We start from the raw sequence: 2,956 nt of genomic DNA on the forward strand, positions 1-2,956 counted from the left end.
GACGGCGTGAAACTCGTCTAGCCCGAACCCGCTGCACATGGCGGCCTACCAGCACGAAGGAACTTGTATGCACGAGTATACGAGTCGAGTCCGAGTCTGGGGACTGACTTGCCCAGGATTTCCGGAAGAGGTCAGCCGGGCCCGCCGCTGGACGAGAGACATCCTGCGCGGATCGCCCCTGGCGGACGACGCAGCCCTGATCGTGAGCGAGCTCAGCACCAACGCGCTCCTCCACACGAGCAGCGGAGGGGAACGCGGAAGCTTCCACCTGGCCCTGGCAGTGGCACCACAGGTCATCGCACTCTCGGTCACAGACGACGGAGGCGGCGGCGCCCCGAAGGTCGAGCACCAGGACCAGGACGCCGAGCACGGCCGAGGACTGGGCATGGTCAGCGCCCTCGCACACAGGGTCATCGTCCAGGGCGCAGGTGGCGGCTACACAGTCACCGCGGAACTCTTCGTTAACGCCCAGCGGGGAGGCCACCCGTGCTGATGGACAAACCCCGACGGGGCTTCTGGTGCGAGTGCTGGACCGAGGACCCCACCGACGGCATGCAGTGGCCGGCACTCCGGGCATCCTTCGACGCCTACTCCGCACCCCAGGCAGACAGATGGGTCGCCATCGCACTCCGCACCATCTCACCCGCACTCGACCCAGACACCTCCGACGAGGTCTGGGTCTGGCTCCACGACGGCCGCGCCGAAACACGACGAGCCCTGCTCCGCTTAGAACCCTGCACCGTGTCGGTCACCCAGGCCAGCACCCGCATCACATGGACGATCCGGCCGGTCATCTTCCTGCCACTGGCCCACCGCCAAGACGCCGAACTCCCAGCCTGCGCATACACCTTCAAGCCCCACAGGCCCGTGTCGGATCCCAGCTGATGCCTGACGTTCTGGTCCCAGGTGATGTTTGACGGTGGGCCTAGACAACGTAGGGAGCCCCGTGGGGCTTGTTCGCTTTCACGTTACGGACCGGGACGTCGGTCGTGCGCCGGATCACCCGGATCTGGCCGTCCAGCTCGACGCTGATCGTCGTGTCCGACACGTGGACGGTCACGGTCTGCCCCGCGTACGGACGGCCGAGGGAGACGACCTGCCGACAGACCATGACGGTGCCCACCGCGCTGACCCGCCGCTGCACCCGCACGGGCTCGATGCCCGGACGCGGCGGCGGTCCGGCCGGACGCAGGCCCCGCAGCCTTCGGACTTCCTCACTGGTCAGCGGGTTGGGCCGCACCCGCAGCAGTTCCCGCGAGGACGGATCGAAGAACGACAGCGTCTCCTCATCGATGCGGATACCCACCTGGCGACCGCCGAGGATCTCCGCCGCCAGCACCTGGTGCCCGCCCAGGCCCACCAGGCCGCTGTTGTTCACGACCCGGTCCACCTCGAACGCCGCCCCGTCACCGACCGGAAGCGGGGCCGGCCCGGCAGCACGTCCGCCCTGGGCGGCCAGCCGTCCCAGATCCGCCACCGACAGATGCGACCGCACGGTCTTGACCCGTGCTCCCGCGATCAGCAGATGAATCACCGAGGTGTCGGCCCAGAAGGTCACCGTCAGTCCTGAGCGGGCCGGTCCGAGCCAGAACTGCTTGCCCGCGACCTGCAGATTCCCACTCGCAGGCACCACCCGCTCGAACTCCACCGGCCCGCCCTCGTCCACCTGCACCACCTCGGGAAGAGGGGCAGGGACAGGCGGCGCTTCGGCCGGGTCCGACGTCACCGCAGGAGCCGTCCGCTGCTCGGGCACCAGCGCGAGCACCCCGGGCACCCTCAGGCCCAGTACGTCCCGTTCCTTCTCTGCAACCGGGGTGAACCGGTCGCCCGGAGACTGCATGTCCAGCGCCTGATGCGGACGCGAGGAGTTGTATTCCTCCACCCACGCATCCAGTGCCGCCTGAGCGGCCTCGATGCTCTCGAACGCGCCGCAGTCGTCCAGGAGTTCGCGCCGCAGGGTCTGATGGAACCGTTCGACCTTGCCCGTCGTGGTCGGCGACGCCGGCCGGGTGAGCCGGTGCGCGATCCCGTTCTCCCGGCAGATCCGGTCGAACAACACCTCACCGCCCTGCCCGAACCGGTCGGTGAACTGCTTGCCGTTGTCGGTCAGCACCTCCTCCGGCACCCCGAACGCCTGCAAGGCCCGGGCGAAGGCCGCGCAGACCGCCCTCCCGGTCGCCCGCTCGACCACCGACGCGATCACGCAGTACCGGGAATGGTCGTCCACACCGGTCACGACCTTCGCCTCGGTCAGCTCCCCGGTGACCGGGTCGACCAGCATCACGCCGCCGACGATGTCCATCTGCCACAGCTGCATCGGCCGGTCCCGCTGCCAGCGCTTGTAATCCGACCGCTTCCTCCGCCGCACCCCCGGCTCCACCAGCCCATGACGGACCAGGATCCGATACACGGTCATCCGCGACGGCACCGGGCTCACTGCCCCGGACTTCTCCAGCACATGAGCGATCCGCCGCGGACCCCACTTCGGATGCTTGCGCCGCAACTCACACACCGCCGCCTCGACCTCGGCAGACGCCTGATGCGGACACGACGCCGGCCTTCGCGAACGATCCGCCAACCCCGCCAGACCCGAAGCCTCATACCTCGACTTCCAGCCGCTGACCGTCTGCCGCGACACCCCCAGCGACGCGGCGACCTCCGTCACCGTCGCACCCGCCAGCACCGCAAGGACAGCCCGGTATCTCTGCTCGACAACCGACAACTCCACCAGCGCCAATCCCAGCCTCCCCACACGCACCGCAACGACGCGCACAGAAAACCCGAACACGGCCACTGTCAACCATCAGCTGGGACCGAACTGTCAAGCATCTACCGGGATCGGACAGCCCCACAGGCCCGAGTGAGTTACAACTTTCTCTACTGGTTCAAGCACCCGTCGTCGCTCCGCTCCTCCGGGCGGGGGGGGGGGGGCCGGGGGGCGCCCGCGCGGTACTTA

Annotated in this window: 3 protein-coding genes; 2 read left to right on the plus strand and 1 reads right to left on the minus strand. The window is 68.6% G+C overall.

Going from position 1 to position 2,956, the window contains the following annotated elements:
• The first annotated feature begins 67 nt into the window (after positions 1-67).
• Together ABZ646_RS43950 and ABZ646_RS43955 are read left to right on the plus strand one after the other, a co-directional pair.
• Positions 68-493 (plus strand): ATP-binding protein, encoded by a 426-nt coding sequence (locus ABZ646_RS43950; protein ID WP_360532638.1) that lies wholly within the window; start codon positions 68-70, stop codon positions 491-493.
• The gene (locus ABZ646_RS43955) at positions 493-885 is read left to right on the plus strand and encodes a hypothetical protein (protein ID WP_360532641.1); all 393 of its coding nucleotides are present in this window, start codon (positions 493-495) and stop codon (positions 883-885) included. The genes ABZ646_RS43950 and ABZ646_RS43955 overlap by 1 nt, the downstream gene beginning before the upstream one ends.
• Positions 886-925: 40 nt before the next feature.
• Here the strand turns inward: ABZ646_RS43955 and ABZ646_RS43960 are convergent, their stop codons facing one another.
• Complete coding sequence (locus ABZ646_RS43960; protein WP_360532644.1) at positions 926-2,737, minus strand: IS481 family transposase; 1,812 nt, start codon at positions 2,735-2,737, stop codon at positions 926-928.
• Positions 2,738-2,956: the final 219 nt, after the last annotated feature.

This window comes from Streptomyces sp. NPDC007162 (genome assembly GCF_040634175.1).
In the GTDB taxonomy this organism is placed as follows: Bacteria; Actinomycetota; Actinomycetes; order Streptomycetales; family Streptomycetaceae; genus Streptomyces.

Excerpts from the sequence above, each read along its gene's own strand:
- ABZ646_RS43950 (WP_360532638.1), top strand. The coding sequence starts at position 68 with ATGCACGAGTATACGAGTCGAGTCCGAGTCTGGGGACTGACTTGCCCA.
- ABZ646_RS43955 (WP_360532641.1), top strand. The coding sequence starts at position 493 with ATGGACAAACCCCGACGGGGCTTCTGGTGCGAGTGCTGGACCGAGGAC.